Here is a 26,332-nt window from a genome sequence, read left to right as displayed (position 1 = left end):
GTGGCGAAACCTGTTCGAATGTCCTACCGAGAGGCGTGCCGGCAGGCGATCCGAGACGCGTTGACCAACGATCCGCGCACCTTCCTAATGGGCGAGGATGTCGGCCTCTATGGTGGCTGCTACGCCGTTACCAAGGGGCTTCTCGACGAGTTCGGTCCGAGTCGTATCCGCGATACGCCGCTCGCGGAGAGTGCTTTTGTCGGCGCCGGGATCGGAGCGGCGGTCGCGGGGATGCGCCCGATCGTCGAAATCATGACATGCAATTTCAGCTTGCTCGCGCTCGACCAGATTCTCAACAACGCCACTTCGATCGCGCATATGTCGGGCGGGCAGTTTGCCGTGCCGCTGGTCATCCGCATGGCAACGGGCGCCGGGCGCCAACTCGCAGCCCAGCATTCCCACAGCCTGGAGGGCTGGTATGCCCATATTCCCGGCCTCAAGGTGTTGGCGCCGGGCACCGTCGAGGATGCGCGACATATGCTGGGATCTGCGTTGGCAGATCCCAATCCGGTGCTGATCTTCGAGCACATCGTGCTTTACAACGCCGAGGATGAACTCGATCCGGCGGTCGCGTCGGTGGACATTGGTTCCGCAAAAATCCGGCGGCCGGGACGCGATGTAAGCGTGCTGACCTACGGCAATAGCCTGCCCAAGGCCTTGGCTGCCGCCGAGACGCTTGCCAAGGAAGGCATCGAGGCCGAGGTCGTCGACCTTCGCGTTCTGCGCCCGCTCGACAATGCGACAATCTTCGAGTCCGTCACTCGCACGCGGCGCTGCATCATTGTCGATGAGGGCTGGAAGAGCGGTTCAATTTCCGCCGAGATTGCCGCGCGCCTGTCGGAGGACCTCTTCTTCGAGCTTGACGGTCCGATCCGCCGGATCTGCAGCCGCGAAGTTCCCATTCCCTATTCCCGACACATGGAAGAAGCTGCCTTGCCGCAGACGTCTGCCATCATTGAAACCGCTCGAATCCTTGTTGGAAGCCGATGAGCGATTTCCTTATGCCATCGCTCGGAGCCGACATGGAGCGCGGCAAGCTCGTTGAGTGGCTTGTCAAGCCTGGCAGCGAGGTGAAAAAAGGCGACGTGATTGCCATCGTGGAAACTCACAAGGGGGCCTTTGAAGTCGACATATTCGAAGAAGGGGTGATTTCGGAGTTGTGTGCCGGCGAAGGCCAAGAGGTTCCGGTTGGCGGAGTGCTGGCACGGCTCATGCCGTCAAACAGCGTACCCGCAATCGTGCCACCACCCGGTCCAATGGCTCCCACTGCTGTGGTGAAAGCCCCCGAAGTTGCCTTGGCAGCACCGCCCTCACCCGGAGCTCCTTCCGCCTCTGCAAAGTCGCCCACGGTGGCACAGAAGGTATCCTCAATCAGTCCTGCATCAAGGGCGCGTGCCAAGGTGACGCCAGCCGCTGGGCGCCGGGCGGCTGAACTTGAAATCGATCCCTACACACTTAAGGGCACCGGAATCTATGGCTCGGTGACAATCGCCGATGTCGAGCGGGCATCAGCTTCGCAGGTCAGCCGGGAGGCATCGGCAAGACCGACAAGGCCGGGGCGTGGTTTCGATCCCCTGCAGATGCGCCAAGCAATTGCGGCGGCGATGTCACGTTCGAAGCGCGAGATCCCACACTACTACCTCACCACTACCATCGATATGGGCCCCTCATTGTCCTGGCTTGAGACGTTCAACACAGAGCGGCCACCAGATCAGCGTCTGCTGCCCGCCACCCTGTTCCTAAAGGCCACTGCCCTGGCGCTGCGCGAGGTACCGCAGTTCAACGGCTTTTGGGAGAATGGTCGGTTTAGGCCGGGAAGCGGAATACACATCGGCTGGGCAGTGTCGTTGAGAGGTGGCGGGCTGATCGCGCCGGCCGTTCACGATGTCGACACCATGACTCTATCGGAGCTCATGAGCGCGCTGCGCGACCTTGTGGCACGTGCACGTGGTGGTGGTCTGCGCAGCTCCGAGATGACCAATCCGTCATTTACTGTAACCAGCCTCGGCGAACGCGGCGCCGATTCCGTGATCGGTGTGATTTATCCCCCTCAGGTGGCGACGTTGGGTTTTGGGCGCATTGCCGTGCGTCCCTGGGTCATTGATGACAAGGTGACCGCGCGCCCGATAGTGGTGTCCTCGCTCGCAGCCGACCACCGCGCCAGCGACGGACATGCCGGCGGGCTGTTCCTCGCTGCCGTCGACCGCCTGCTTCAGGAGCCCGTCAAACTATGACCAAGGCCGAGATTCGACAGCTTGCTCTGGACATCCTCTCCGGCATCGCGCCCGAGACGGATCCTTCCGCAATTGCAGGCCACGAGGATATCCGTGAAGCACTCGACATCGATTCAATGGATTTTCTCAATTTTGTCATAGCCCTGCACCAGCGCACGGAAATTGAAATCCCGGAGGCCGACTATCCCAAACTGTTCACTCTCGACGGAGTGGTTGCGTATCTAAGTCAGTGACGCCGAGGTGAGATGCGAGTGGTGTCGATAACAGGCAATGCGGACTATGGCCGGAAACGACAAATAAGATCGCGACATGCAACCTGAAGCGCTGTGGTCGGCAAGGGCATCCGCGGTGCGCCCCGCGACGCTGATTGCAGATATCGCCCCGGCTCACGCGCGCGGCGCCAGTTTCGGGCTTCGCCAGTCGCTTGACACGGTTGGCGCGTTTGTCGGGCCGCTCCTGGCAATCGGCCTCATGTGAGACTCACTGCCAATCAATTCGTGACCGTGTTCTGGGCCGCTGTTATTCCCGGCTTTCTGGCGGTTGCTGTGCTAGTCATTGCCGTCCGCGAGCCGGTTCGACCTGCGGACCTGCGCAAGGTGCGCGCGCCGTTGAGTTTGCCCGAGCTGCGGCCTGGGCTTACCCTTCTGGTTCGTTGGCGCGGGCTTCACGGCGCTGGCGCTCCTTGGTCTGGGCCTGACCCGCTGGCGTGTCCCAGCCCTTGGGCACAATCAGAAGACCGAGACCGAAGAAGGAACAACGTCCAGTCAATCCGAAACTCGTCCCTGATGCACCTATTCGGTGGAAACCAATTGGCAGCGATGCAAGGCGGCATTGACCCGAATCAAAACCAAACTTCTTGCCTACTGTATGATTCAAAGTAAATCATCTGAACGAGGCTACCATGAAACCGCAGAGAACTTGGGTCCTGATCGCAGATGGAGCACGCGCACGAATTCTGCGAGATGCCCTGTCGACTGGGAAGACGCCTGACAAACAAGAAGATCTGGTGTTCCATACGGAACCGTGGCAATTGCGCGAGATCATGGCCGACAAGCCGGGTCGCAGCTTCGCTTCGACTGGGGCCCGACGATCGGCGATGGAATATCATTCCGATCCGGTGCGCGAGGAGGACCGAGCCTTTGCTGCAAAGCTGGCCCACACGCTGCATGGTCATCATGTTGCTGGAGATTTCGACCAGCTCGTGGTCGCTGCGCCCCCCCAGATGCTAGGCGACCTTCGTCTGGCCTTTCCGGAAAGCCTTCGCAAGGTCACGGCCGCAGAAATAGCCAGGGATCTCACCAAGCTGCCAGAACATGAGCTTCGGGACGTGATCCGGAAGCTCGAAATCAAGCCCCTGTCCGGGGATTGATGACCAGAGGGTAGCAGTCTTGTCGTCGTTCACCGAGTTCGTTCGCTCTCTCCGGGGTCGCATCGACCTAGCAACTGGCTGTGGCTGCGCGAATTCCTAATTTCTTGACCCTACCCGGGGAGATAGACGATGTGGATACGCACCCTGAGCATGAACGAATGCACAGAAGTGCTGGCCGGGCATCATTTGGCCCGCCTGGCGTGCGCCAAGGACGGGCACCCATATGTGGTCCCGATCTACTACGCCTACGCGGACAACGCACTCTATTGCTTCTCCATCCCAGGCAAGAAGATCGACTGGATGCGTGCCAATCCGCTTGTGTCGGTGCTCGTTGAAAGTCCGCTCCGAAGACGTCAGTGGAAGAGCGTGATCGCGGACGGACGCTATGAAGAGCTGCCCGAGAGGATCGGGCACAAGCGCCAGCGGGATCATGCATGGTCGTTGCTGAGCACGCATACGGATTGGTGGGAGCCGGGCGCCCTGAAGCCGGTGACGCCTCCCTTGGCCGACGATGCCCGGCACATATTCTTCCGTATAGTCATTGAGGAGGTTTCGGGACGCGAAGCGAAGGAGTAAAGGGGGCGCGGATCAACTCTGGTCACGAGCACCCTTGATGAATTCCGTTGTGACGCCCCGAGGGACGCTCACGTGTAGCCGGCAGACAAAGTGACAACGCGGAGATTGTCCACGACGCGGACAGCGCCCGGCGTGTTTTCCGCCGCGATGCGTATTGCTGCGCGCACCTTTTCATCCGCGACCGTTCCGTTCAGATTGACGACACCGTCGCGAACGACGATGTCGATCGTGGCGCCCTGCGTCCAGGGCTTGCTTTCGACTTCGTCCAAAATGCTCTTGCGGATTGTCAGGTCGCTGAAGACCGATGAAGGGATTTCACCCGTATGTCGCGATAGCGCCAACAATAGGTTGGAGCGGCTTACGATGCCGATCACTTTGCCGTCGCTGACGACCGGCAACCGCTTGATGCCACGTTCTTCCATCAGGTCGACGATCTCGCTGAGGGGGGTGTCCGGTCCGACGCTTGCGACATCGCGGCTCATGACGTGCTCGACCTTCCGCCCGTGCTCCTGCGCGTATTCCTGCGCCAGCTGTCTCGCACTCAGCCAGATTTCGAGCCATCGTGGGCGATGACGCTCGGTTCCGATCTCCTCCCGGCGCAACAGGTCACGTTCGGTAACAATGCCCAGCAGCTTTCCTTGTGCGTTGACGACCGGCAGGCCGCTGACGCGATGCTCAAGCATGACACGCGCCGCATGCTCGATGGTAGTGTCAGGGCGTACCGTCGTCGCCCCCAATGTCATGATGTCACTGGCTTTCATTGTCTTGCCTCACTGTTTTTTGGTCGCCGCTTCCGCCATAGCGACCTTGCGCTTCACCGCGATGAAGCTGTCGGGACTGACCGAGATCGAGTCGATGCCGCAGTCGACGAGGAATGTCGCGAATTCGGGATGATCGCTCGGCGCTTGCCCGCAGAGGCCAATCTTGGCGCCAGACTTGCGGGCTGCACTGATGACGTTCGAGATCATCCATTTGACTGCGGCATCCTGTTCATCGAACAAGCTCGCGAGCTCGGCGGAGTCCCGATCGACGCCAAGAGTGAGCTGTGTAAGGTCGTTCGATCCGATCGAGAAGCCGTCGAAGCGTTTTGCGAATTCCGCCGCTAGAATGACGTTGGACGGAATTTCGCACATGACGAAGACCTCCAGATCATCTTCGCCGCGCCTGAGCCCGTTCGCTGCCATGGCCTCGAGCACCTGGTCGGCCTCATGCGTCGACCGGCAAAACGGGATCATCACGATGACGTTCCGAAATCCCATTTCGTTCCGCAGCCGACGGATGGCTCGGCACTCAAGCGCGAAGCCCTCTCGGTAAAGCGGAGAATAGTAGCGGGATGCGCCTCGGAACCCGATCATCGGGTTTTCCTCTTTTGGCTCGAACTGGGCGCCACCGATCAGCCCGGCATATTCATTGGTCTTGAAATCGCTCATGCGCACAATGACGGGCTTCGGGTAAAGCGCCGCGGCGATGCGCGACAGTCCGCGCGCCAGCCGGTCGACAAAATACTCCGTCTTGTCTGCATAGCCGACCGTCAATTCCGCGATCTCGCGTTTGGCGGCCTCGACTTTGAGCTGATCATAGTGCACCAGCGCCATCGGATGGACTCGGATGTGGTTACTCACCACGAACTCCATGCGGGCAAGACCGACACCGTCGGCAGGAAGACGCCACCAGCGCAGCGCGGCGGCCGGATTTGCCAGATTGAGCATAATCTGGGTGTGCGTTTCTGGAAGGTTGGTCATGTCGACCATTTCTGTTTCGAAGTCGGCCGTTCCTTCGTAGACAAACCCCTGGTCGCCTTCGGCGCAGGACACCGTTACCACTTGCTCGCCATGCAGCAATTCAGTCGCGTTGCCGGTGCCAACGATTGCTGGCAACCCGAGTTCGCGACTGACGATGGCAGCATGCGATGTACGCCCGCCGTGATCGGTGACGATCGCAGCTGCCCGCTTCATGATTGGTACCCAATCCGGATCGGTGGTTCCTGTGACGAGGATAGCACCGTCGACGAAGGTGGCGATATCGCGGGCATTTTCGATCAGGCAGACTCGACCTGCGACGACCGCATCGCCGATGGCAAGGCCAGTGGTAAGCTTTCTGCCCTTTCGTGTGATTGTGTAGGACCTGAACGCCGCCGCTTCACGACGCGACTGGACCGTCTCCGGCCGGGCCTGGACGATGAAAGTCTCGCCCGTCTCGCCATCCTTTGCCCATTCCATGTCCATCGGGCAGCCGTAGTGGGTCTCGATCACAGTGGCCCACCTGGCCAGCGCCAGGATCTCGCGATCCTCAAGTACGAAAGCTGCGCGCTCCATCTTCGAGGTTGGCACGTTGCGAGTTGGCTTGTCGCCGGCGGCGTAGATCATCTTTTGCGCCTTGTCGCCGCACTTCTTGCCGATGATGGGTGCGAGAGCGGGATCGGAGAGCAGCGGCTTGAAAACCTGATATTCGTCGGGATCGACCGCGCCCTGCACAACGTTTTCACCCAGTCCCCAGGCGGCGTCGATCACGACGACATCCTTGAAGCCGGTTTCCGTGTCGATTGAGAACATGACACCCGATCCGCCAAGATCCGAACGGACCATCTGCTGAACGCCGATTGAAAGGGCGACGCTCATGTGGTCGAAGCCTTTTGCCTGGCGATAGCTAATGGCTCGATCGGTAAAGAGCGAGGCGTAGCAACGGCGGCATGCCACCAACAGCGCCTTGTCACCACGAATGTTCAAAAAGGTCTCCTGCTGGCCGGCAAAGCTCGCGTCGGGCAAATCCTCGGCGGTCGCGCTCGAACGCACGGCGACATCGACCTCTGCTTTTCCAATGCGCTGGCAAAGCTCGCGATACGCAGCCGTGATCGCGGCCGCGGTTTCCGCGGGCCAATCACCATGTAGAAACAATTCCCGAATCGCCTGGCCCGTCTCGGCAAGAGCAGCCTTGCCGGCAACCAATGCGCCAAGCAGCTCTTGGATGCGCTCTTTTAGCCGGTTCGCTTGTATGAAATCCCAGTAGGCCTCAGCCGTCGTCGCAAACCCAGGCGGGACACGAATGCCTTTTGGTGCCAGGGCCTGAACCATCTCGCCCAGGGAAGCATTCTTGCCACCGACACGGCCCACATCACCGCGTCCGATCTCTTCAAATCGGACCGCGAGTTTGTCGGCTCGTGAAGGCCGCCCACTCATTCGACTCTCCCTGACATTTTCTCAGTCTGCCAACTTCGCGTGCAGAAGCTTTGATCCCAGTCAAGAAATCGAAGGGCGCTGTTGTTGGCGGGTCATTAATGCAGCCTATGTCCTGCTTGGTGATCGAGCAGGCAGGACTCAGAGGATCGCGCCGGCACAGTCCTGTTTCCGATCCCTAAAGGGCTGGAAGCGGCAGCGAGACCCATCTGGGCGTCGAGCTCGTGCTCGGCCCTCAGGCCAGAGGTGATCGTTCGTGAGGGCGCACACCGGCCCAGGGCGGACACGTTTTTATTCGAACGCGCGATCGACGTGGTCGAGCCGACTGGTCCCGACACGTTGCTGGTGTTTACGCTGGGCGGGATCGAGGCGATCGGGCGCGTTGACCCGCAGGACAAAGTGCCCGTAGGAACGATGTTCCGGTTCGAGGTCAACATGAACCGCGCAAAGATATTCGATCCCGCAACCGGCCTTCACCTGTGACGTCAGGAACCTCGATGAGGCGCATCCGGAACCCGATTTTTTGCGGGCCTTGGGACAACGCGGACTTTAACCAGCTGGCACCGAACGCCTTGGCGGCAATGGATGTTGTCGAGGTCGAGGCGCATTATTACATTTTGATATTTGCGCCAGGTCAAGGCGGCGACAAGCCGGGTCCCAGCAAGCTGTTCGTCTGATAGTCAGTCGCGATTGGCGTACGCGATACAAGCGCCAATGGCTCACGGGTTGGTGTGGAAGATTGCCGAGCAGCTCGTGACACGGATCCTGACCATAACGCTCAACCCAGCGCTCGACGTTTCAAGCGAAACGGAAACCGTGCGCCCGACTCGCAAGGTGCGAACCACCGACACAAGGTTTGATCCCGGTGGTGGCGGGATCAATGTCGCTCGCGTGATCACGGCGTTAGGAGGAGAAGCCGAAGCCTACTTCCTTGCAGGAGGAGAGACAGGCTCCTTACTGGCTCGCCTGCTGCAAAAGGAAGGAGTGCTCGGTCACCTTGTGCCGATCAGGGGCGATACCAGGATCAGCTTCATGGTTCGCGAACGCAGCACGGGCCTCGAATATCGCTTTGTTCCCGAGGGGCCTTCAGTGCGGCCTGGAGAATTGAAGCCGTGTTTAGATATAATTGCATCCCACGCAGGGCAGTACGTTGTTGCGAGCGGGAGTCTCCCCAAGAACACAGCTTCCGACATTTACGGCCGAATGGCCAAGTTAGCTGCAGCGCGCGGTGCGAAATTTGTTCTCGACAGTTCCGGCACCGGTCTCGGTACGACGCTTAAGCATTCGCGTGTCTTCCTGGTGAAGCCGAGCCTTGGGGAGCTGGAGCAGTTTGTCGGCCACAAACTTGATGAAAGGGGTGTCCGCCAAGCTGCGTCCGACATCGTGGCCGGCGGCGCGGCAGAGTTGGTCGCGGTTACCATGGGGGCGGACGGCGCACTCCTTGCTAGCGCTCAAGGTGTACTGCGCGTACCTGCAATCCAGGTGCGAGCGCGCTCTACCGTAGGCGCGGGAGACAGCTTCCTCGGAGCAATGATCTGGGCACTTTCCGAAGGTAAGGCCCTTGAAGACGCTCTCAGATTGGGCGTTGCCGCTGGTGCAGCTGCAATTATGAGGCCCGGCTTTCAGCTTTGCCGTCGAAAGGACGTGTTCGACCTCAGCGCAGCTGCATTGTCATAGCGGCTGGCGCCATTGTGCTGAGCTACCTATCCGGCGAAATGCTGTCGAATATGTTAACATAAGACTTCCGCCTGGGACAGCGCCACTGCCGCACCACGCAATCCCGCGTCCAGCGCCTTGATCACAAAGATCGGGATCGGCTCGAGAAAGGACGACAGGCGCCCCTTATATTGAAACTCCCTGTGGAAGAACGCCAAACGGAAAGCGGTGGCTTCTGAAGGGTCGAAAACCCTCGCGGGGATGCCGCCGCCGAGATAGACGCCGCCCCGAGCGCCGTACACAAGGGCCATGTCTCCGGCGAAACGGCCGAGCCATTTCTCAAGATATCCGAGAGCTTCGAGGGCGAGGCGATTCTCGCCGTGCAGCGCCTGTTCCACGATCTCGGGTGCCGACGCCAGTCCCACCGCGCCCCCCTGCGTCTGGGCCAGCGCTTGGTAGATCTGCACGAGCCCTGGACCTGAAATCAAACGCTCCGCCGACACGTGCTTTTCGTTTTTTGCGATGAGCTTGATGAGCGAGAGTTCATCGGCATCTTCGGCCGCGAAGGAAATGTGGCCGCCTTCGCTGGGGATTGCGATCCAACCTGACGGAGAAGAGACAAGACCGGCAACACCTAGACCCGTGCCTGGTCCAAGCACGACCTTCGGCGCGCGGTCCACCGCGTCTCCTCCGCCGATCTTGTGGAGGTCGTGTGGGCCCAAGAAGGGCAGAGACATGGCGAGCGCCTCGAAATCATTGACCAAATGAACGTACTTTGCACCGCTTGCTAAACACAGATCCTTACGCGAGAAGGACCATGGAAGATTTGTCATTCGGACAGTCTCTTCCGTAACCGGACCGGCAATAGCAAAACCCGCGATCGAAGGCCGGTGCGGGATGCAATCCATGTAGGCTTTGATCGCGGTTTGGAGCGATGGAAACATGTCGCACCGAAAACTGGCGAAATGTTTGATTGTGAGCTCATCGATGTCCGCAATCGCAAACCGCGCATTGGTCCCGCCTATGTCAGCCACAAGAGCGATGCGAGATTTATCGGTTAGGGTCATGTTTCCAACACTCACTTCAAATGGATAGGTTCAACACAAGAGGATGTTCCGTTGATGCCAACTGATCATCCGCAAGGCAGGCGCGTAGCAGGCATTGCCGCCATACACCCAGAAATTTGAATGCTAGCACAAACGCCCAAAGCCATTTTGATTCACGTCAACGGACAATCCGTGTCTCTGCTCGAGGTTCAACAGTGAGCGTTTCACAAAAAATCCTGAATGGCGCTCACTTGTTTATCGCAACAACCACGGGTCTGCCTTGGTGCAACCTTTCAAAATGCAATACTATGATGACGCTTGCCGCAGCCGCGAAGAAGCACGGACGGAGACAAAAGCCTCCCAGTAGAGCGTGTAGGCGACGACCAAACCCACGAGAACGAGGCTCTTGCGGAGACGTGATGACCGGTCGCGGCATCGATCAGAATCCTGCCGCGCCCTCCGATCCAACGCTCTATGAGCCTCTCCTCCGTTCCGCAACCGATTACGCCGCCCGGCGGAACACAGGTCCGGCGAGATCGGTTATGACGACGCTTGCCCGCGGACTTTTCTGGTCGGGCAGGAAAAACATAAGCAAGCCGGGATGGGCACGCAGCTGTGGTTTCATGCTGACACCGCATTCCGGGCAAAAACGCGAGGTGGAACCAACATGGACATGATGTTCACCAGCCCAGCCTTCGACAATGACGCCATCGTCCCGCGTCGCCATACCTGCGGCGGGGAAGATGTCTCGCCGCCTTTCAAATGGCAGGACGCACCTGAGGGCACCAAAAGCTTCGCACTCACCTGTCACGATCCGGACGCACCCAGCGGCACGTTCTTCCACTGGGCCATATTTGATATCCCCTCACGCCAATTGCAGCTTGCCGAACGTCTGCCGCGAACGGAGACTTTTGCTGACGGCACGAAGCAAGCGGTGAACGATTTCGGCAGGATTGGTTATGCCGGGCCCTGCCCACCCAAGGGGCATGGCATCCACCATTATCATTTTCGGCTATTCGCACTTGATGTGGATCATCTCGACCTCGGCAAGGCAGACTGCCGACAGGTCGTGGCAGCGCTACAGCCCCATGTTCTGGCTTTCACCGAAATCGTCGGCCGCTTTCAGCGCTGATCTCAATCATGGGCGCGGTCCACGCAACGGTCAGGAATATCTGAGCCACTATTCGTTGACTGTGGAGGGCCTTCCTGCGGCCACCCTGGCCTGTGCGGCGTCCATCAAGGCAATCACGTCCTGATCCCTCAATTGACGGAAATCGCGATAATAAAGACCGATCGCCTGAAAGAATTCGGGCTCTTCAAGACAGATGACATCGTCGGCCTCTTTCCTCAGCGCCTCGATCGTCTCAGGCGGGGCCACCGGAACCGCCAGCACGATGCTGCCAGGCTTGCGTCGCCTCAGGCCGCGGATCGCGGCCCGGACGGTCGCGCCTGTTGCGATCCCGTCATCGACAATGATCGCAATCCGGCCTTCGACGTCGACACGGTGGCGATCGCCAACGTAGAGACGACGCCGGCGTTCGATTTCGGCGAGTTCCCTCTCGCATGACTTGTCAAACTCTGCCGCCGACACCCAGGCAAGGCGAATGACATCTTCGTTGCGCACAACGATGGGATCTTCGCCGTCGATGATCGCGCCCATGGCGAGCTCAGGCTGGGCAGGCACCCCAATCTTACGCACCAGCAGCAGGTCGAGCGGAGCCTTCAGATAGGAGGCCACCTCTGCCGCCACCGGTACGCCGCCGCGGGGCAAGGCCAGCACGATGACATTCTTCCCTCGATAGCGATCAAGGGCCTTGCCCAGCCGTTTTCCTGCCTCGGAGCGATCTGCGAACGGCATGGGATCAACCCTCTCTCGCATGGCGGGCTGCCGGCGAGAGGTGGCGCGTGAACCACGCGCTCGCCTCGGCGACAACAGCGTCAAGCGCACCAGATTCTAAAAAAAGATGGCTCGCACCCGGAATGACTTTCAGCTCCTTGGGACAGATGAGACGAGCCAGCGCCGATCTGTTCAGCGCAAGAACATCCTGGTCGTTCCCGCCAACAATCAGCAATGTTGGCGCACGGACCTTTTCGAGCGCGGCCGCCGCCATATCCGGTCGCCCGCCGCGCGACACCACGGCACCTATCCTGTCTCCGAGCGCCGCCGTCGCGACGAGGGCAGCTGCAGCACCGGTGCTTGCGCCAAACAATCCCACTGGCAGTTTATCCGTCCGCGGGTCCGCGAAGGTCCAATTCAAGGCTGTAGTCAGGCGTTCTGCGAGGAGCGGAACATCGAAGACATTGGATCTATCCGCCTCTTCTTCCTTCGTCAGCAAATCGAACAGCAAAGTGGCAAATCCAGCATGATTGAGGGCTTCCGCCACATAGGTGTTGCGCGGACTGAGCCGGCTTGAACCGCTGCCGTGAGCGAAGGCTATGATGGCACGCGACTGTTGCGGAAGGCACAGCGATCCGGCCAATCCAATCGGAGGGATCAAAACCTCGACGACTTCCCCGCGATCACCGCGATACAATTTGGGACTCCTGCTCACCGCTTCGCTCCAGACCGGTCTGAGTGCGGGACCGTGACAGAGCTTTGCGATCGGCCATGCTGCTTCGAGGGCGCACAATGTTCGACATCAATCGGGCCGGTGAGTGTTCCAAGTGCGACCAGGACTTGACGCAGCACGTCAGTCTCTTCGCCAGGCATGCTTTCCTCGAGAGCGACGGCCTCTTCTTCCGCATTGTAGAGCCAGCGACCGAGGATCTCGATCTTCTGCTCCTTCGATAGCATTGTTCGCGCCAAGACATCTTCCGGCCGACCAAAGACCGATGCCGGGTCGTTCAAGGCCTCTTCGAGATCAATCGCTGCCATCGAATTCAATCCTTAGCCTCGCTAGCCTATCGGTCCGATGCGAGGCACATGAGTAATCCATGAGACGCTCAGCGCGGCATTGATTCCGATCAACGAATGTGAAAATCGATGCCAGCAAGACTTGGCGGGCACGGGGGGAAAGCTGACGATAGACCTCGCTACGATCGCATGTCCGGCCCTTTCCGTAGGTTACTTGACATTCGTCCCCCAGCGCCGGTGAACAAATCGCTCCCAGGGCGAAAACAGAATTCTGTCAGCCAGCGAACCGATGATCACGATCATCGCCATGGCGCCGATTACCTGATCCATCGCCTGCAGCTCCCGCCCATAGTGCAGCAGTTGACCAAGGCCAAATCCCGTCAGGATGGTCACGTAGATCTCTGCCGCCATCAGGGAACGCCACGCGAAAGCCCAACCTTGCTTCATGCCGCTCACCAGGAACGGCAAGGATGCAGGCAGCATCACCCTGATCCAGAGATGCAGCCCCTGCGATCCCATGGTTCGCGCCGCGCGGGCATAGATCGGCGGAATGGTGCGTGCGCCATGATCGGTGGCGATGATAACGGACCAAACAGTTCCCATGACGACCACGAACAGCATCGCGCCTTCGGTCTGGCCGAACCACAGAAGTGCGAGGGGTACCCAACATACACTCGGCAACGTCTGCAGCCCGAGCGCTAGCGCTCCGACCGTATCCTCCAACATTTGTGAAGAACTGACGAGCAACCCGAGCGGCAGTCCGATCAGCAAACCGATTGCATAACCAACCAGAAGCCGCTTCATCGTCACATAGATCGCCTCAACAAGAGTCCCATCCAGCAAAGCTCCCCGAAGATACTCAGCAACGCTCCATGGTGAGGGGAACAGAACGGGCGACCACCGCCCACTGCTGGCAGCGATGCCCCAAATTGCCAGCAAGGCAATGAAGAAGAGTAAGGAAACAACAATGCGCTTCATTCCGGGACGCCGCCTCCAACTGTGCCCCGGAGGGCATCGGCGATGCGCGCGGCGTGCCCAACCAGGTCGACGTCATAGATGCTTCGCGGCCGTGGCAACGGAATGTCAAACGCCTGGATAATCTTTCCCGGCGCCTGCGACATCAGCAGTACCCGATCACCCAGACAGACCGCCTCGCGCATGTTGTGAGTGACAAAAACAATCGTCTTGCCGCTGTCGCGCCAGATGCGTTGTACGTCGTCGTAGAGGTGCTCCCGGGTCATCGCATCGAGCGCGCCAAACGGCTCATCCATAAGAAGCACTTGTGGATCGGCGGCAAGGGCGCGCGCCAATGCTACGCGCTGTTTCATGCCACCCGACAATTCGTGAACATGCACCCGCTCGAATTTCTCCAGCCCGACCAAGACAAGGAACCGATGTGCAATTTCGCGACGCTCGCCATTGGTGAGCTCGGGGCAGAGTTTCAGGCCGAACATGACGTTGCCGAACACGTCCAGCCACGGAAACAGCGACGGCTCCTGGAACACGACCAGCCGCTGCCGCCCGGGACCAGTGACCAGTTGACCGTCGGCAAGCACGTGCCCAGAGTCTGGCTTGGTCAGCCCGGCAATGATATCGAGGAGCGTTGACTTGCCACAACCGCTCGGCCCGACAAGGCAAACGACTTCGCCCGCCGCGACCTCGATCGAAATGCCGTCGAGTGCGTGTACGGTTGCCCGTGGAGTTCGGAACCACTTCGACACGCTTTCCACGATGAGCTTGCTTGAGGCTCCGGAGCCATGCTCGGACGTCACGCCCTGCCTTTGCGCTTCACCCATGTTCATGGAACATCAAGAAAGCGCGACAAATCGGGAACGGCGTGCAGGAAGCCGACTTGCTGAGCGCTGCTGACAAATCTCTGTAACGCTTCAAGCGAGATGTCGCTGGTCACCGTCAAGCGCGACCACGCACGCGCTATAAGCTCTGGCGCCATGTCGGTTCTGAACTGGAGCCTGAGTTCTTCCCTGATCATGCGCTGAGCTTCGGCAGGATTCTGGTTGATCCAGTCGGTCAGAGCCCGGTGGGCGGCTGCGAAGCGAGCTACAATCTCCCGATGCGACGATAGAAACTCAGCACGCGACACGAGGATGGTCGTAACAGCATTTTTCTCCTCGACCAACACCTTGCCTCCGGCTTCTTGCTCAAGGCGCGTTACCCATGGCTCAACGGTCCAGACAGCGTCGAGTTGTCTGGTCTTGAATAGCGCCAGCTGATCAGGATTGGCCGTCGGCAGGACCAGCGCGTCGCCGCCAGTTTGCGTGATCCGCAGTCCACCTGCCATGAGCCAAGCCCGCGCAGCGACATCCTGAGTATTTCCAAACTGAGGGGTGCCGATTCGTTTGCCGCGAAAGTCTGATGGGGTGGCGAGGTTTGCACCGGGCTGCACAACGAGCGCCGATCCTCCGTTTACCGCTCCGGCGATCACGCGAATCTCCTGCCCGTCAGAGCGTGCGTAAGCATTGATGGCCGGATTCGGTCCAACGTAGGCAAGGTCGAGGCTTCCAGCAAAGATCGCTTCCATGGCGCTCGGACCGGCGTTGTAAGCGTACCATTCGACCTCGACATCCTGGCCGATGCGCGCCGCAAACCAGTTCCGGCCCTGCCGTTCGAAATTCCTGGCGACCAGCGCCTGGACATGGGTGATGTTCGGAAAATGACCAACTCGCAGCGTGATGCCCTCTCCGCAAGCCGTCGATGGTACAAACGCCGACACGCCCAAGACTAACAACGCCAACAACCGTCGAGGCTTCAGATGCGAGTGGGACAACGAAGTGCGCCGGCCCGTATGGATTTCTCTCCGGCCAATCAATAGGCGCGGCGTCGAGCGGAGGATCCCAAGGAGAGCCCAAAGCACGCTCTCAGCGCACCGGCACAGCTCGCCGACCACGATTTCCCTCCAATACTTGAGCACTATATCGTGTAAGCGCCAATCCATAGGGACCGACCCTGTCGACGCATTGATACCGATCAACTCTTTGCCAGTGCACAGGCGGTTCATCAGAAACCTGGATCGCGTTCCCACGTAAGCAAGGGATTGCCACGAGCGTGCTTCTCATGCCATCTCGGTCCTGGCCCGCGCATATAGTGAAGCTCGGGCCGGTACGGGTCGAACAGATCTGTCACAAGCCCTTGCAATGCCCTTGCAATGGCTGGCCCTCTCCGAAAAGAGGCTGCGATAGCGATAGCTTTGGATGTCAGGTGTGCGCAGAGCATCAAACCACTCCCATGTCGGCCTACCGTTGAGTTGACGTCCGACAACCATCAGGCACTTCAACTGAATATCGGGACGCCGTTTGTACTTTGGATTTCAGTGCAAAAGCGCCTGTCCAACAATTCGGTTATGCCCTTAGGGGATTCTACGAAGTGCCGGCCGCCGTTCGGGTCCGATGGTCTTCCTTCGATCCGTGCCGATTTGTTTCTGACCCTCTCGCGACGGACCGCCAAAGTGCGGGGTCGGTCGTCAAAGACCTGTCCATCTGCAGACGCATCCTGTGGGAATAGCGAAAAGCCAGCGGGGCCGCTCAGGGCCCGCAGACCAGCGCTTGCGAAGCGCCGCTAGTCGATCCCGCTACGTGCTGCAACCGTCATCAACGATGAGTCTTGACCCGGATCAACGACACATTCGACTTCAGCCGGAACCGTCATTCAACAAAATCGAGAGGGCCAATGTTTTCAGGGAAGCGATTGGCTTTCCCTCAGGCAGTCCAAAATGAACCTGAAATGGCACCTGTCGAATGAGCCACCGCCACTCCGCACTTCGGATGAGGGACTGGTCTGGCATCTGAAACATGCCGTACATTGTGGTTGCCGGCCATTGCTGAATGATGTCAAGGACGAGGTGGAGAACCGTGGGATTTTTGTTGTTGTGCAATCCCGCACCTAGCTTGAGAAATATTCCGAGCGAATCCCAGTCTCCAATGCATTGAAGCTCAACGGGGCTCACCGCACAAGGAACCCGGTTGGTCCGTCTATCGCACGTCAAGAGGACAACCAATTGCTGTTCCTTTGCATACTGCATACTGCACGACATATGCGGTCAATTCATCGTCGCTTTCGTTGCAATCGGGCCGAGCCCATCGCACTGCTTCAATCGTGGATTTGGTTGAAATCGTTTCGCCGGCGTGATGCGCCGAGAGCGCCGCGGCGACCAGCTTCGATTTTTGAGGGACCGGCCGTAGTTTCAGTCCGACCCGCCCATCCTGGCCGCTCGCTTGGGTTGGTCAAGCCAGGATGATTTGATCCGGCTCAATGCGAAGATCGCTCCGAACGCTAGAATGACAAAATAAATTGAAGGAGCGATCGCATGACTCACACCTCTTTTACGGGGTTTGCACACGCGGCCGAGCAGGCCCAGCAATGGGTGAACGAATTGGCCCAGGATTTGGGCTTGAGCGAACAAAACGCCCACAGGCTTCTAAAATCCGTCCTGCACGCGTTGCGAGACTGGCTGTCGCCAGAGGAGATGGCCGACCTTTCAGCTCAGCTGCCCACACTCATCAGGGGCATATATTTCGAAGGCTGGAAACCGGACGCACCCACTTGGGAAAGGAAAAAGAGCGACTTCGTGATCTGCGTCAGGAACCACTTCGGATATGAACTCGACGTCGATATCAATCAGGCAATCAAAGCGGTTTTCAGGGTTCTCGACCGTCATATATCGCATGGCGAGATCGTCCAGGTCCGGAACTCGATGAAGAAGTCTCTTCGTCAGCTGTGGCCGATGGATTGACCCATGTTCCGTGATCGACAGGAGGCCGGACAAAAGCTTGGCGTTGAGTTGGAGAAACTCGGTTTACATCAGCCGGTCGTTCTCGCAATGCCGCGAGGTGGTGTCCCTGTCGCCGTGGAAGTGGCCAAAGTCCTGAAGGCTCCACTCGATCTCGTTGTCGTGCGCAAAATTGGCGCGCCGGGAAATCCTGAACTGGCAGTCGCGGCGATCGTGGATGGCAACCCCCCCGACATCGTGCTGAACCGCGAGATCGTCGAGGCCTACATGCTCGACGATGATGAGCTTCGCGTCTTGATTGCAAAGGAGCGCCCAGAACTGGAACGGCGCCGGCTCGCCTATCGCGGCAAGCGTCCACCCTTGTCGATCGCCGGCAAGACGGCAATCATCGTCGATGACGGTATCGCGACCGGGACTACCATGAAGGTTGCGATCCGGGCGCTGAAGCGGCGGTCGCCCGGCGAGATCGTCGTGGCAGTCCCTGTCGCGCCGCCCGACACATTGGCCGAGCTCGCCCGGGAAGCGGATCGGGTCGTGTGTCTCAGCCAGCCGGCAGGTTTCCATGCCCTTGGTTACCACTACCGCAGCTTCCCCCAGCTTACCGATGACGAAGTAACGGGAGCTCTCGCCGAGATCAGACAAGAACGCCGCGCGGGTCAGCGAACAGTTCGGCGCCGGACGACCACGCCCCGGGTGGCTTGAGTTACTCCAAGTTCTGTTCTCCGTCCGCCAGGCTATCGGCGGCAGGGTTTGATGAACCTCAAGGTGGCAAGCCGCGAATGCCGCGACAGTCGGCGGAACACAGGGCTCGCAAAGCATGCATCCGATTTTTTCTGCCCATGGCGTGACCAAGGTCTACTGCGCAGGCGATGTCGAGGTGTTCGCCCTGCGCGGATGTCGCTCTCGACCTCTATGAGGGAGAGATCGCTGTCCTGCTGGGACCATCAGGCGGCGGAAAGTCCACGCTACTCAACATCATGGGCGGGCTCGACCGGGTGACGACGGGTACCGTGCGCTTTCGTGGGGAGGAACTGACCACCTTTTCCGAGAGGCAGCTCACCCGCTTCCGGCGCGACCATGTCGGCTTTGTGTTCCAGTTCTACAATCTGATCCCGAGCCTCACCGCCTGGGAAAACGTCGCATTGGTCACCGAGATCTCGTCCAATCCGATGAAGCCCGATGAGGCGCTGAAGATGGTCGGCCTCAAGGATCGCATGGTGCATTTCCCCGCTCAGCTCTCCGGCGGTGAGCAGCAAAGAGTGGCGATTGCCCGTGCAATCGCCAAACGGCCCGAGGTTGTCGCGGATCAACGAGGAAATGAAGACGACCATGGCGATCATCACGCACAATGCCGGCATCCGCCAGATCGCGCATCGCGTCTTCACCTTCAAGGACGGTCGCATTGCCGATGTCGCCGTCAACGACCAGCGGGCAAGGCGCAACTGAGTTCGCGACGAATTGGCACTTCGATTGATGCGTATCAACGCAAGAACCTGAGCTGACATCATAACAGCCGACATTGATCATCCAATCCATGTCCACACTTGAGCGCACGAAGCTGCTGGCCGCGAGCCGGCTTGGGTATCTGGGGTGCACGCAAGGAGGGCAGCCTTACGTTGTACCGATCCACTTTGCCTACGCCGATCACCATCTCTATGCCTTCTCGATGCCTGGCAAGAAGGTCGAATGGATGCGGGCAAACCCCTTGGTATCCATCCTGGTCGATACGCGCGGCGAAGGGCGAGAATGGAAAAGCGTAGTAGCTGATGGTCGATACGAGGAACTGGTGGACCGGATCGACCGCATGTCGGAACGGGAGCATGCCTGGTCAATCTTGAGCAAGCATGTCGACTGGTGGGAACCTGGAGCCCTTAAGCCGGCGACACCTCCGCTTGCGGACCATTCGACACATGTATTCTTTCGGATTTCGATCGAGCACGTGTCAGGTCGCGAAGCGAAAGAGGGTACTATCTAAAACAGCTGTTGCGCACACTGGCCGTGCTTCATCGCGCCAATAAGACAGGCAGCAATTGATCCTCAAGCATCGACTTGGTGACGCCGCCGAAAATCCGCTCGCGCAATCGGGAATGACCATAGGCGCCCATCACCATCAGCTCCGCGCTGCTGTCGACCGCGTGCTGGCGAAGAACATCAGCGACGGAATGGTTCGCACTCGGCAGGCGGTCGACTGTTACTTTCACGCCATGCCGGGCGAGGTAGGCTGCGGCATCAGCTCCGGGTTCCTGACCGTGTGGTATTCGTCCTCCACCGGATCGACCATGACGAGGTGTACCGCATCGGCACCTACCAGCATGTCGAGTGACTCGCGGACGGCACGCGATGCCTCAAGACGGGCGTCCCACGCGACCATTACCCGCTTCGGCTTCAGTGTCGGCCGCGTCCCCGGGGGAACGATCAGCAGCGGCTTCCCGGACGAAAACAAGACGCCTTCGATCACCTTGCTCTTCAGCGTCTCGCCAGCGAGCAACTCCGGCCCGATCACCGTAATGTCGGCGTAGCGTGCGCGGCGACCAATTCTTTCGTCAGCCCAGCCAACCTCCGGATATTCGCTGGAGACATCGGCCGAAAGCGCCCTGTTCGCAAGAAAAGCCGATACGGCAGTGGCTCGCTTCTTCAAGAGCTTCTCATCGGCCTGCCGCTCCTTCAGCCAATCTTCCAAAACGATTGCCGCATACTCTCCGACCGGCGGTGCGGCGATGGCAACAGCAAGAACAGCAAGATGGGCGCCGATTTCGTTGCACAGATCAGCGGCGAGTTTGAGATCATCGTAACCCATATGCGGTCCCGTAACCGCAAGTATCGTCCTGAAAGCCATGGCGGCGGCTCCCGATCCTGTGTCAAATTTTGTGGCAATAATACCAAGACGGTTCGGCATGTTCATTGCGCTCAATCAAAGGCCATGCCGCCCAATTGATCCGGATCAACACGTGTACCCGTTGACGCAGTATGCTCAGCCGATCAATCCGTGGATACGCACATGAGATTCCTGATCGCAGCAGCTCTCGCAACGATGACCTGCGAAACGTCTAGTGCGCAGGAAATGAGTTATGGCGAGGCGGAATATCTGAATTCCTGCGCGGTCTGTCATGGCCTTGAGGGCAAGGGCGATGGTCCCCTTGGCGACGTGCTGTTGAAGCGCCCAGCCGACCTGACGCGCCTCTCCAAACTGAACGGCGGGATGTTTCCATATTCGAGGGTCTTTGGGACCATCGACGGCCGCTATGCCGTACCGGGTCATGGCGACCGTGAGATGCCGATCTGGGGTCGTCAGTTCCTCGAGCAAGACGAAAAACTCTACGGCCCCAGCGGCGGTGAGGTCGTCACGACCGAACGCATCCACAACCTGGCCGGTTACATTGAGACGCTCCAGCAATAGTTTCGGCGGCTGCGAAGGTCACCAAATGGCTTGCTGTGCCTGCATGGATTGGCGCACGTTCTCTCCGCGCCACCAACTTGGTTCTGGACCGCGATGAATGATATCAGCCTGAGGTTGGACGAGCGCCTTGGCCGGATTCATGCCAGGCAGCGTCTGGGGATCGAAGAGGATCACGAAGCACAAATCTTCGGCCAGGGCCTGAACTTCTTTCACCTGGAGAATTGGTATTCGATCCATGCGGTGATCCGCAACGGGCTGCGATTCACGGGGCTCTATCGGCGCGGGTCCCGCAATGCCGCCAACGTCCAACTCCGCGTCAACACGATCGTGTCGGCGACCCTGCCACGTGGCTTCCAAGGATTCCGGATACTGCACCTAAGCGATCTGCATACGGACATGAGCGGCCCAGCGATGGATCGCGTCATCGAACTTGTCGCCAGTCTTGACTATGACATTTGCGTGCTGACCGGTGATTTCCGTGCAAAGACCTTTGGCCCCTTTGAAGCTGCCCTGGACGGTGTTGCCCGCGTGCGCGCCTCTCTTAAGGGTCCACTATACGGAGTGCTTGGTAACCACGACACAGTTCGAATGGTTCCAGCCTTGGAGGACATGGGCATTCGCATGCTGATGAATGAACTCGAAGCGATCGAGCGGGGCGGAGAGCGTATCTATCTCGCAGGAATAGACGACGCGCATTTCTTCCGGGTCGACAATTTGGAGAAGGCGGCTGCCGATATGCCGGCCGAAGCTTTTTCGATCCTACTTTCGCACACGCCCGAGATTTTTCGCCAAGCAGCTCACGCTGGATTCGACGTGCTGCTCGCAGGTCACACCCATGGCGGCCAGATCTGTCTGCCGGGGGGAATTCCGATCACCCTGGATTCGAGACTCCCGCGGACGATGGGAGCCGGCGCGTGGATGTACCATGGCATGATGGGTTACACCTCCGTTGGCGCCGGCTCGAGCGTCGTCGCAGTACGGCTAAACTGTCTTCCCGAGATCACACTCCACCATCTGGCCAGCAAGGATTAGTAGGGTCTGTCTCTGATGCGCAGCATGTAGAGAAGCCGGGAGAACACGAGTTCGCCTATCCAGAACGCGCCGACACCGATCAAAATGTCCCAGCCCGAAAATCCCACAAGGTTCTTGACCGCCAGGAAAGGCAACAGAGATTCTGGCACCTGATCGAGGCCTGGCGCCTCGGCGCTCGGAGCCAAGCGCAAGCGACGTTTGATGAAGCTCGACAGCATGTCGCCAATCATGGCGTTCAACCCGACGAGCGCTCCGGTTTCAATGTCCAGCCCCACAAGAGGACCGCCCATCGCAGCTGCCATGATGGCTAGAACGAGACCGCGAAGAGTCTTCGACCGACCCAGGAGCGGCCGTCCGTCCCAGAAAAGCCAACCACCGTCGATCGGCCATACGAGCCAATCGCCAAGCATTTTCTTGGCGAGAACAGGCACACCGTTCGCGAGGGTCAGCAAAATGAGGCACTGAACGATCGACCAAAAATGAAACTCAGTCATAGGATTCCCAAAACGCATGAGGCCAGCGTCCTGCGGAAATCGCGAGCCTATCTTTATGCAAGCCGGAACAAATGCTGCATCTCGCGCATGACTTCGATAGCAATGCGCAACGGCATCCGAGGGTTGACCTTGGCAACTCGTTGAACCCTTCGGTGACAAGTCTAGCCTGTGCTTCGACCCAGCTGAGGCCGATCAAGGCAATGGTCGATGAGGGGGCTCGAGACATTTAGCCTTTCTTCTATCCGCAGCGCATTGTTCGGGTGCGCCGCCAAGTCACTTGCTCAGGTGCTACTGCCGCCGGCCTCAAGCGCCCTGCGCATGCGCCTGATGACCGCTGCGCGACTCCGTTCGTCGGCCGCGGCGCTGACCGCCTCGTTGACGTCCAGGAGAAGCTTTGAAAGGTCGTTGTGCCAGTCGAGGTGGGCAATCTTTTCCGGCCTCAAACGGCGGGGCTCGTTGACCTCGACCGGCAAATTGTGACCCGGGGTCAATTGGAAAGCATCGTCTAGCCTCGGGATGATGATCTTGTCGTCGGGTACCAATCCTGCGAGCCTTCCGCGCAGGCCGCCGAGTCCAGCTTCCTCTCCATGCGTCAAGAACACCAACTGCTTCACCGGAGTTCGGGCCGTGAACCAAGCGACCAATTCGCCGGCGTCGGCGTGGCCGGAATAGAGGTCCAACAGGCTGATACGTGCCTTGACCTCGACTTCCTCACCCTGGATGCGAACGCGCCGCGCGCCGTCGAGAAGTATCCTCCCGAGCGACCCTTGGGCCTGGTATCCGGCCATCATCACCGTGGCGTTTCGGCGCCAGAGATTGGCTTTGAGATGATGGCGGATACGCCCCGCGTCGCACATCCCGCTGGCGGCGATCACCACGAAGAAGCCGCTCAGGCGATTGATCGCCTTGCTCTGCTCTACCGTCTCCGTGAAGCGCAGTTCCCGTGAGTTGAGGGCCTGGCGCAGCACCTCTCCCTGTTCGATCTCGTTGGCATGCCGCTCGAAAATCGCGCTGGCGCGTGTCGCCAGCGGCGAGTCAACGAAGACCGGAGCTGTCGGCACCTCCCCCGCTTGCATGAGCAAATACAGGTCGACCAGCAGTTCTTGCGTCCGCTCGACAGCGAATGATGGGATAATGAGGGGGCCGTTCGCCTCGGCGGCGCCACGAACGACATCGCCGAGCTGGGATCGCCGCTGCTCTGGCGTGACGTCCGGCCGGTCGCGGTCGCCATAGGTCGATTCGCAGATCAGATAGTCGACGTCAGCCGGCCCCTCGGGATCGGTCTGTAGCAGCTTGTGGCCTGGGCCGATGTCGCCCGAAAACATGATGCGCAGCGGCGCATCATGTCGGTCGATCTCTAGCTCTACCGATGCCGAACCAAGCAGATGGCCGGCGTTCCAGAAGCGTGCGCGAAGGCCTTCAGCAACCTCGGTCCATTCGCCGTATGCAACAGCCCGGAACAAAGTCATGCACGCGGCGGCATCCTGCAGGCTGTAGATCGGTTCGACCGGCGGCCGGCCGCGCTGCGCGTTGCGGCGGTTCAGGTGTTCGACTTCCATTTCCTGGATATGCGCCGCGTCCGGCAGCATGACCGAGCAAAGATCGATGGTGGCACGGGTCGTATGGATCGGACCAGAAAAGCCCTGTTTGACCAGTTTCGGCAAAAGGCCGCTGTGGTCGATATGCGCGTGCGTCAGGATGACGGCGTCAATCGCGTCCGGTGGAAACGGGAGCGCACCATAGTTCAATTCCCGCTCGGACTTCGACCCCTGGAACAGGCCGCAGTCGATGAGAATGCGCGAATGCGGCGTCTCGATCTCATAACATGAGCCGGTGACGCCATGGGCTGCGCCGTGGAACCGCAGGATAGGATCCGTGTCGCCTCTCATCTCGCCACGACCTAGTGCGACAGGAGGACAGGCAGGCGCAGATCCGCGAGAACGCCTTCGGTCGCACCGCCTAGCACGAAGTCCCTGACGCGGGAATGACCATATCCACCCATGATAAGCAGGTCGCCGCCGATCTTGAGAGCCTCCTCCTGAACAGCAATTCCGATTGAACGATCCCCCGCCTGGATAGAGGCGGCCTCGGCCACCAGACCACGCGTCCTCAAGCCCTGTGCAAGGCGTTCGCCAATGTCGTGTCCGGGAAGCGGTTTTTCGTCGGTCACGGTCAGAACGGTAATCGAGGCGGCACGTTCGAGAAACGCCTGTGCGTCGGCAACAGCCCTTGCCGCCACACGGCTGCCGTCCCAGGCGACAACGACATGCCGAAGGACCTCGACGTCTGTGGAGTCGGGGAGGAGCAGGGTCGGTCGACCCGAACCGAACAGTATCGCCTCGGCTATCATCCGAGCCGTCTGGTTGGCCGGCGCCCAGCCGATCAGACCGACATCGAAATAGCGGCACTGCTTTGCGGCAACATCGCCCATCAAGGCCGGCGGCGCGGTCAGCTCCTGCGTAGTGAGGGTTACACCGCCATGCGCCGCCTGTTTCGCAATTGCCTCGAGCAGAGTACGCCCGCCCTTGCGACTCGCTGCTTCGACATCTCGTATCTTGGTGGGAAGATCGAGCAAATAGGTCGAGAGTGCGTTCGAAACGTCGGGAATGTCGACGTTAATGGCAACGGCATGCAGCGCTGCGTCGATCTGCTTTACAAGAGCGACCGAGTTCGCTGCGATTTTCGAGGAGTTCGCGTCTGGATAGGTAGCCAAGGTCAAGGAGGCAATCACTTTCATTAGATTCACCGCCATTGCCGCAACTGCCGATCGGCCGTCGTTTGCAACATTTTTGTAGTCGCAATGGACAAGACCAGCTTTGATCCAACGCAAATGCGGCAGCGCTCGAGCTGCACCGATAGTCCCGGCACAGCTGTTGCTCCGATTGCCGGCGTGACCGTCCGTTGCGAATTGAGGACCGCACAAACGTAGGCCGGATACGCTCACCGCGGAGCTGGGTTGCGGGCCGAGCAGGGCGAATCGAGTCGCTTCACAGGTCGGCGGTCTCTTCTCCGAGCCCGAGACGCTGCCGCCAGGCGAGCCGATGGCCGGCGGTCTTGCCGCGCACCAGGCTACATGCCTACCAGTCGTTACGCATGGCCCGGGTGGCGGGTCATGCGTAAGCCCAGAGCTTAGATCCAGCCTATTTCTACTCTGGCTGCGGCAAGACGCCGACAAAGGGCTCGTCGCCGCACGATTGACCACAAACGTACAAGAAGATTTTGCGGCAGTTGGCCACCCAGCCCAAAAACCTAACAATGGTGCAACGTAATAACCTAATCAACGCGCAGCATAAAAACCTAATACTAGGGCAGCACAAAACCCTAACGAGCGCTCAACACGAAAGCCTCAGAGGCCGTTTGGAAAATCGAGGGTTGGGGTTTTGCGGTGAGGCGATTTGTGATTCAAGCTGTGGATGTGGACCAAACAGAGTCGTGGGCGGATGGCCCAGATCGCCAAGAAGACCGAGCGTTACCCGTCTGATTTGACGGACGAGGAAGGACCAGATCGCCCCGCTGATACCCAAGCCCGGGCGTCGAGGCCGTCCGCGCGAGATTGATTTTCCGGGAGGTGATCAACGCCGTGCGCAATCTGGTCCGCTCCGGTTGCGGGTGGCGGATGCTGCCGATCCACTTCGGGCCTTCGCAGACGGTCTATGGCTGGTTCCGTGAACTGGCGCGGCGCTTTCTGTTCCTCCTTCGCGCCAATTCCAGACATTTTGATTATTCTAGAGATGCGCCTAGGCTAGCAAAGAGCCTT

At 59.4% G+C, this 26,332-nt stretch carries 26 protein-coding genes and 4 pseudogenes; 17 read left to right on the top strand and 13 right to left on the bottom strand.

All coding sequences use genetic code 11. The features are described from left to right. Positions 1–18 precede the first annotated feature (18 nt). The 6 genes and pseudogenes from E5X88_RS26190 to E5X88_RS26165 all read left to right on the top strand — a co-directional run bounded on the left by E5X88_RS26190 (position 19) and on the right by E5X88_RS26165 (position 4,179). A complete protein-coding gene (locus tag E5X88_RS26190; RefSeq protein WP_292166382.1) occupies positions 19–990 on the top strand; it encodes an alpha-ketoacid dehydrogenase subunit beta in 972 nt (323 codons plus the stop codon). Further along, positions 987–2,234, top strand: a complete 1,248-nt coding sequence (locus E5X88_RS26185) for a dihydrolipoamide acetyltransferase family protein (protein ID WP_292166380.1) — start codon at positions 987–989, stop codon at positions 2,232–2,234. Before E5X88_RS26190 ends, E5X88_RS26185 begins: the two co-directional genes overlap by 4 nt. Further along, on the top strand, positions 2,231–2,467 hold the full coding sequence (locus tag E5X88_RS26180; protein WP_292166378.1) for an acyl carrier protein: 237 nt from the start codon (positions 2,231–2,233) through the stop codon (positions 2,465–2,467). Before E5X88_RS26185 ends, E5X88_RS26180 begins: the two co-directional genes overlap by 4 nt. 96 nt (positions 2,468–2,563) lie before the next feature. Then, positions 2,564–2,894, top strand: a pseudogene (locus E5X88_RS26175) (MFS transporter); the annotation flags it as partial. Positions 2,895–3,120: 226 nt separating this feature from the next. After that, a complete protein-coding gene (locus tag E5X88_RS26170; protein ID WP_292166470.1) occupies positions 3,121–3,603 on the top strand; it encodes a host attachment protein in 483 nt (160 codons plus the stop codon). A gap of 129 nt (positions 3,604–3,732) precedes the next feature. After that, positions 3,733–4,179, top strand: a complete 447-nt coding sequence (locus E5X88_RS26165) for a pyridoxamine 5'-phosphate oxidase family protein (protein WP_292166376.1) — start codon at positions 3,733–3,735, stop codon at positions 4,177–4,179. A 68-nt stretch (positions 4,180–4,247) separates the two neighbouring features. On the opposite strand, the gene E5X88_RS26160 is transcribed toward E5X88_RS26165, so the two are convergent. Continuing rightward, a complete protein-coding gene (locus E5X88_RS26160) occupies positions 4,248–4,940 on the bottom strand; it encodes a CBS domain-containing protein (protein WP_292166374.1) in 693 nt (230 codons plus the stop codon). Positions 4,941–4,949: 9 nt separating this feature from the next. Further along, on the bottom strand, positions 4,950–7,355 hold the full coding sequence (gene ppsA / locus E5X88_RS26155; RefSeq protein WP_292166372.1) for a phosphoenolpyruvate synthase: 2,406 nt from the start codon (positions 7,353–7,355) through the stop codon (positions 4,950–4,952). Between the two features lie 243 nt (positions 7,356–7,598). On the opposite strand from ppsA, the gene E5X88_RS26150 reads away from it, so the two are divergent. From E5X88_RS26150 to E5X88_RS26140, 3 genes are read left to right on the top strand one after another with little or no spacing between them, the layout of a single operon-like run. Then, on the top strand, positions 7,599–7,835 hold the full coding sequence (locus tag E5X88_RS26150) for a hypothetical protein (RefSeq protein ID WP_292166370.1): 237 nt from the start codon (positions 7,599–7,601) through the stop codon (positions 7,833–7,835). 14 nt (positions 7,836–7,849) lie between these two features. Continuing rightward, positions 7,850–8,029, top strand: a complete 180-nt coding sequence (locus E5X88_RS26145; RefSeq protein WP_292166369.1) for a hypothetical protein — start codon at positions 7,850–7,852, stop codon at positions 8,027–8,029. A gap of 37 nt (positions 8,030–8,066) precedes the next feature. After that, positions 8,067–9,029 (top strand): 1-phosphofructokinase family hexose kinase, encoded by a 963-nt coding sequence (locus tag E5X88_RS26140; RefSeq protein ID WP_292166367.1) that lies wholly within the window; start codon positions 8,067–8,069, stop codon positions 9,027–9,029. A 53-nt stretch (positions 9,030–9,082) separates the two neighbouring features. On the opposite strand, the gene glk is transcribed toward E5X88_RS26140, so the two are convergent. After that, complete coding sequence (gene glk / locus E5X88_RS26135) at positions 9,083–10,075, bottom strand: glucokinase (protein WP_292166365.1); 993 nt, start codon at positions 10,073–10,075, stop codon at positions 9,083–9,085. 646 nt (positions 10,076–10,721) lie between these two features. On the opposite strand from glk, the gene E5X88_RS26130 reads away from it, so the two are divergent. After that, positions 10,722–11,186, top strand: a complete 465-nt coding sequence (locus E5X88_RS26130) for a YbhB/YbcL family Raf kinase inhibitor-like protein (protein ID WP_292166364.1) — start codon at positions 10,722–10,724, stop codon at positions 11,184–11,186. A gap of 48 nt (positions 11,187–11,234) precedes the next feature. Here the strand turns inward: E5X88_RS26130 and E5X88_RS26125 are convergent, their stop codons facing one another. The 6 genes from E5X88_RS26125 to E5X88_RS26100 form a co-directional block, all read right to left on the bottom strand. Continuing rightward, a complete protein-coding gene (locus E5X88_RS26125; RefSeq protein WP_292166359.1) occupies positions 11,235–11,912 on the bottom strand; it encodes a phosphoribosyltransferase in 678 nt (225 codons plus the stop codon). Positions 11,913–11,916: 4 nt separating this feature from the next. Then, positions 11,917–12,588, bottom strand: coding sequence for a dienelactone hydrolase family protein (locus E5X88_RS26120; protein WP_292166358.1), 672 nt, complete (start codon positions 12,586–12,588; stop codon positions 11,917–11,919). A gap of 14 nt (positions 12,589–12,602) precedes the next feature. Further along, entirely contained in the window at positions 12,603–12,902 is a 300-nt protein-coding gene (locus E5X88_RS26115; RefSeq protein ID WP_292166357.1) for a hypothetical protein, read from the bottom strand. Positions 12,903–13,118: 216 nt separating this feature from the next. Beyond that, positions 13,119–13,886: an ABC transporter permease gene (locus tag E5X88_RS26110; protein ID WP_292166355.1), complete on the bottom strand. Its 768-nt coding sequence runs from the start codon at positions 13,884–13,886 to the stop codon at positions 13,119–13,121. Next, positions 13,883–14,710, bottom strand: a complete 828-nt coding sequence (locus E5X88_RS26105; protein ID WP_292166353.1) for an ABC transporter ATP-binding protein — start codon at positions 14,708–14,710, stop codon at positions 13,883–13,885. The genes E5X88_RS26110 and E5X88_RS26105 overlap by 4 nt, the downstream gene beginning before the upstream one ends. Then, on the bottom strand, positions 14,707–15,660 hold the full coding sequence (locus E5X88_RS26100; RefSeq protein ID WP_292166352.1) for an ABC transporter substrate-binding protein: 954 nt from the start codon (positions 15,658–15,660) through the stop codon (positions 14,707–14,709). The genes E5X88_RS26105 and E5X88_RS26100 overlap by 4 nt, the downstream gene beginning before the upstream one ends. Positions 15,661–17,229: 1,569 nt before the next feature. Between E5X88_RS26100 and E5X88_RS26095 the strand changes: the two genes are divergently transcribed. The 4 genes and pseudogenes from E5X88_RS26095 (at position 17,230) to E5X88_RS26080 (ending at position 19,627) form a co-directional block, all read left to right on the top strand. Further along, on the top strand, positions 17,230–17,655 hold the full coding sequence (locus E5X88_RS26095) for a DUF2267 domain-containing protein (RefSeq protein ID WP_292166351.1): 426 nt from the start codon (positions 17,230–17,232) through the stop codon (positions 17,653–17,655). Between the two features lie 3 nt (positions 17,656–17,658). Continuing rightward, on the top strand, positions 17,659–18,354 hold the full coding sequence (locus E5X88_RS26090) for a phosphoribosyltransferase (protein ID WP_292166350.1): 696 nt from the start codon (positions 17,659–17,661) through the stop codon (positions 18,352–18,354). A gap of 115 nt (positions 18,355–18,469) precedes the next feature. Continuing rightward, positions 18,470–19,098: pseudogene (locus tag E5X88_RS26085) on the top strand (ABC transporter ATP-binding protein). A gap of 88 nt (positions 19,099–19,186) precedes the next feature. Further along, positions 19,187–19,627 carry a pyridoxamine 5'-phosphate oxidase family protein gene (locus tag E5X88_RS26080; RefSeq protein WP_292166348.1) on the top strand — a complete coding sequence of 147 codons (441 nt, stop codon included), beginning with the start codon at positions 19,187–19,189 and terminating at the stop codon, positions 19,625–19,627. Between the two features lie 28 nt (positions 19,628–19,655). Here the strand turns inward: E5X88_RS26080 and E5X88_RS26075 are convergent. Further along, positions 19,656–20,488, bottom strand: a pseudogene (locus E5X88_RS26075) (universal stress protein). 162 nt (positions 20,489–20,650) lie between these two features. Between E5X88_RS26075 and E5X88_RS26070 the strand changes: the two are divergent. Continuing rightward, complete coding sequence (locus E5X88_RS26070) at positions 20,651–21,049, top strand: cytochrome c (protein ID WP_292166346.1); 399 nt, start codon at positions 20,651–20,653, stop codon at positions 21,047–21,049. A 93-nt stretch (positions 21,050–21,142) separates the two neighbouring features. After that, positions 21,143–22,081: a metallophosphoesterase gene (locus E5X88_RS26065; protein WP_292166341.1), complete on the top strand. Its 939-nt coding sequence runs from the start codon at positions 21,143–21,145 to the stop codon at positions 22,079–22,081. Here E5X88_RS26065 and E5X88_RS26060 read toward each other — a convergent pair. The 3 genes from E5X88_RS26060 to E5X88_RS26050 all read right to left on the bottom strand — a co-directional run bounded on the left by E5X88_RS26060 (position 22,078) and on the right by E5X88_RS26050 (position 25,519). Further along, on the bottom strand, positions 22,078–22,575 hold the full coding sequence (locus E5X88_RS26060; protein ID WP_292166339.1) for a CDP-archaeol synthase: 498 nt from the start codon (positions 22,573–22,575) through the stop codon (positions 22,078–22,080). The genes E5X88_RS26065 and E5X88_RS26060 overlap by 4 nt on opposite strands. 281 nt (positions 22,576–22,856) lie before the next feature. Continuing rightward, positions 22,857–24,464, bottom strand: a complete 1,608-nt coding sequence (locus E5X88_RS26055) for an MBL fold metallo-hydrolase (RefSeq protein ID WP_292166337.1) — start codon at positions 24,462–24,464, stop codon at positions 22,857–22,859. Positions 24,465–24,475: 11 nt separating this feature from the next. After that, positions 24,476–25,519: a universal stress protein gene (locus tag E5X88_RS26050; protein ID WP_292166335.1), complete on the bottom strand. Its 1,044-nt coding sequence runs from the start codon at positions 25,517–25,519 to the stop codon at positions 24,476–24,478. A gap of 469 nt (positions 25,520–25,988) precedes the next feature. On the opposite strand from E5X88_RS26050, the pseudogene E5X88_RS26045 reads away from it, so the two are divergent. Further along, positions 25,989–26,266 (top strand): annotated as a pseudogene (locus tag E5X88_RS26045) (transposase); the annotation flags it as partial. Positions 26,267–26,332: the final 66 nt, after the last annotated feature.

The organism is Mesorhizobium sp. (assembly GCF_004962245.1).
Taxonomy (GTDB): Bacteria; Pseudomonadota; Alphaproteobacteria; order Rhizobiales; family Rhizobiaceae; genus Mesorhizobium.
This window is presented reverse-complemented; position numbering and strand designations above follow the sequence as displayed.

Excerpts from the sequence above, each read along its gene's own strand:
- E5X88_RS26060 (WP_292166339.1), bottom strand. The coding sequence starts at position 22,575 with ATGACTGAGTTTCATTTTTGGTCGATCGTTCAGTGCCTCATTTTGCTG.
- E5X88_RS26065 (WP_292166341.1), top strand. The coding sequence starts at position 21,143 with ATGAATGATATCAGCCTGAGGTTGGACGAGCGCCTTGGCCGGATTCAT.
- E5X88_RS26095 (WP_292166351.1), top strand. The coding sequence starts at position 17,230 with ATGACTCACACCTCTTTTACGGGGTTTGCACACGCGGCCGAGCAGGCC.
- E5X88_RS26165 (WP_292166376.1), top strand. The coding sequence starts at position 3,733 with ATGTGGATACGCACCCTGAGCATGAACGAATGCACAGAAGTGCTGGCC.
- E5X88_RS26090 (WP_292166350.1), top strand. The coding sequence starts at position 17,659 with ATGTTCCGTGATCGACAGGAGGCCGGACAAAAGCTTGGCGTTGAGTTG.
- E5X88_RS26125 (WP_292166359.1), bottom strand. The coding sequence starts at position 11,912 with ATGCCGTTCGCAGATCGCTCCGAGGCAGGAAAACGGCTGGGCAAGGCC.
- E5X88_RS26180 (WP_292166378.1), top strand. The coding sequence starts at position 2,231 with ATGACCAAGGCCGAGATTCGACAGCTTGCTCTGGACATCCTCTCCGGC.
- E5X88_RS26190 (WP_292166382.1), top strand. The coding sequence starts at position 19 with ATGTCCTACCGAGAGGCGTGCCGGCAGGCGATCCGAGACGCGTTGACC.
- E5X88_RS26130 (WP_292166364.1), top strand. The coding sequence starts at position 10,722 with ATGGACATGATGTTCACCAGCCCAGCCTTCGACAATGACGCCATCGTC.
- E5X88_RS26110 (WP_292166355.1), bottom strand. The coding sequence starts at position 13,886 with ATGAAGCGCATTGTTGTTTCCTTACTCTTCTTCATTGCCTTGCTGGCA.
- E5X88_RS26140 (WP_292166367.1), top strand. The coding sequence starts at position 8,067 with ATGGCTCACGGGTTGGTGTGGAAGATTGCCGAGCAGCTCGTGACACGG.
- ppsA (WP_292166372.1), bottom strand. The coding sequence starts at position 7,355 with ATGAGTGGGCGGCCTTCACGAGCCGACAAACTCGCGGTCCGATTTGAA.
- E5X88_RS26145 (WP_292166369.1), top strand. The coding sequence starts at position 7,850 with ATGAGGCGCATCCGGAACCCGATTTTTTGCGGGCCTTGGGACAACGCG.
- E5X88_RS26070 (WP_292166346.1), top strand. The coding sequence starts at position 20,651 with ATGAGATTCCTGATCGCAGCAGCTCTCGCAACGATGACCTGCGAAACG.
- E5X88_RS26055 (WP_292166337.1), bottom strand. The coding sequence starts at position 24,464 with ATGAGAGGCGACACGGATCCTATCCTGCGGTTCCACGGCGCAGCCCAT.
- E5X88_RS26105 (WP_292166353.1), bottom strand. The coding sequence starts at position 14,710 with ATGAACATGGGTGAAGCGCAAAGGCAGGGCGTGACGTCCGAGCATGGC.
- E5X88_RS26160 (WP_292166374.1), bottom strand. The coding sequence starts at position 4,940 with ATGAAAGCCAGTGACATCATGACATTGGGGGCGACGACGGTACGCCCT.
- glk (WP_292166365.1), bottom strand. The coding sequence starts at position 10,075 with ATGACCCTAACCGATAAATCTCGCATCGCTCTTGTGGCTGACATAGGC.
- E5X88_RS26185 (WP_292166380.1), top strand. The coding sequence starts at position 987 with ATGAGCGATTTCCTTATGCCATCGCTCGGAGCCGACATGGAGCGCGGC.
- E5X88_RS26080 (WP_292166348.1), top strand. The coding sequence starts at position 19,187 with ATGTCCACACTTGAGCGCACGAAGCTGCTGGCCGCGAGCCGGCTTGGG.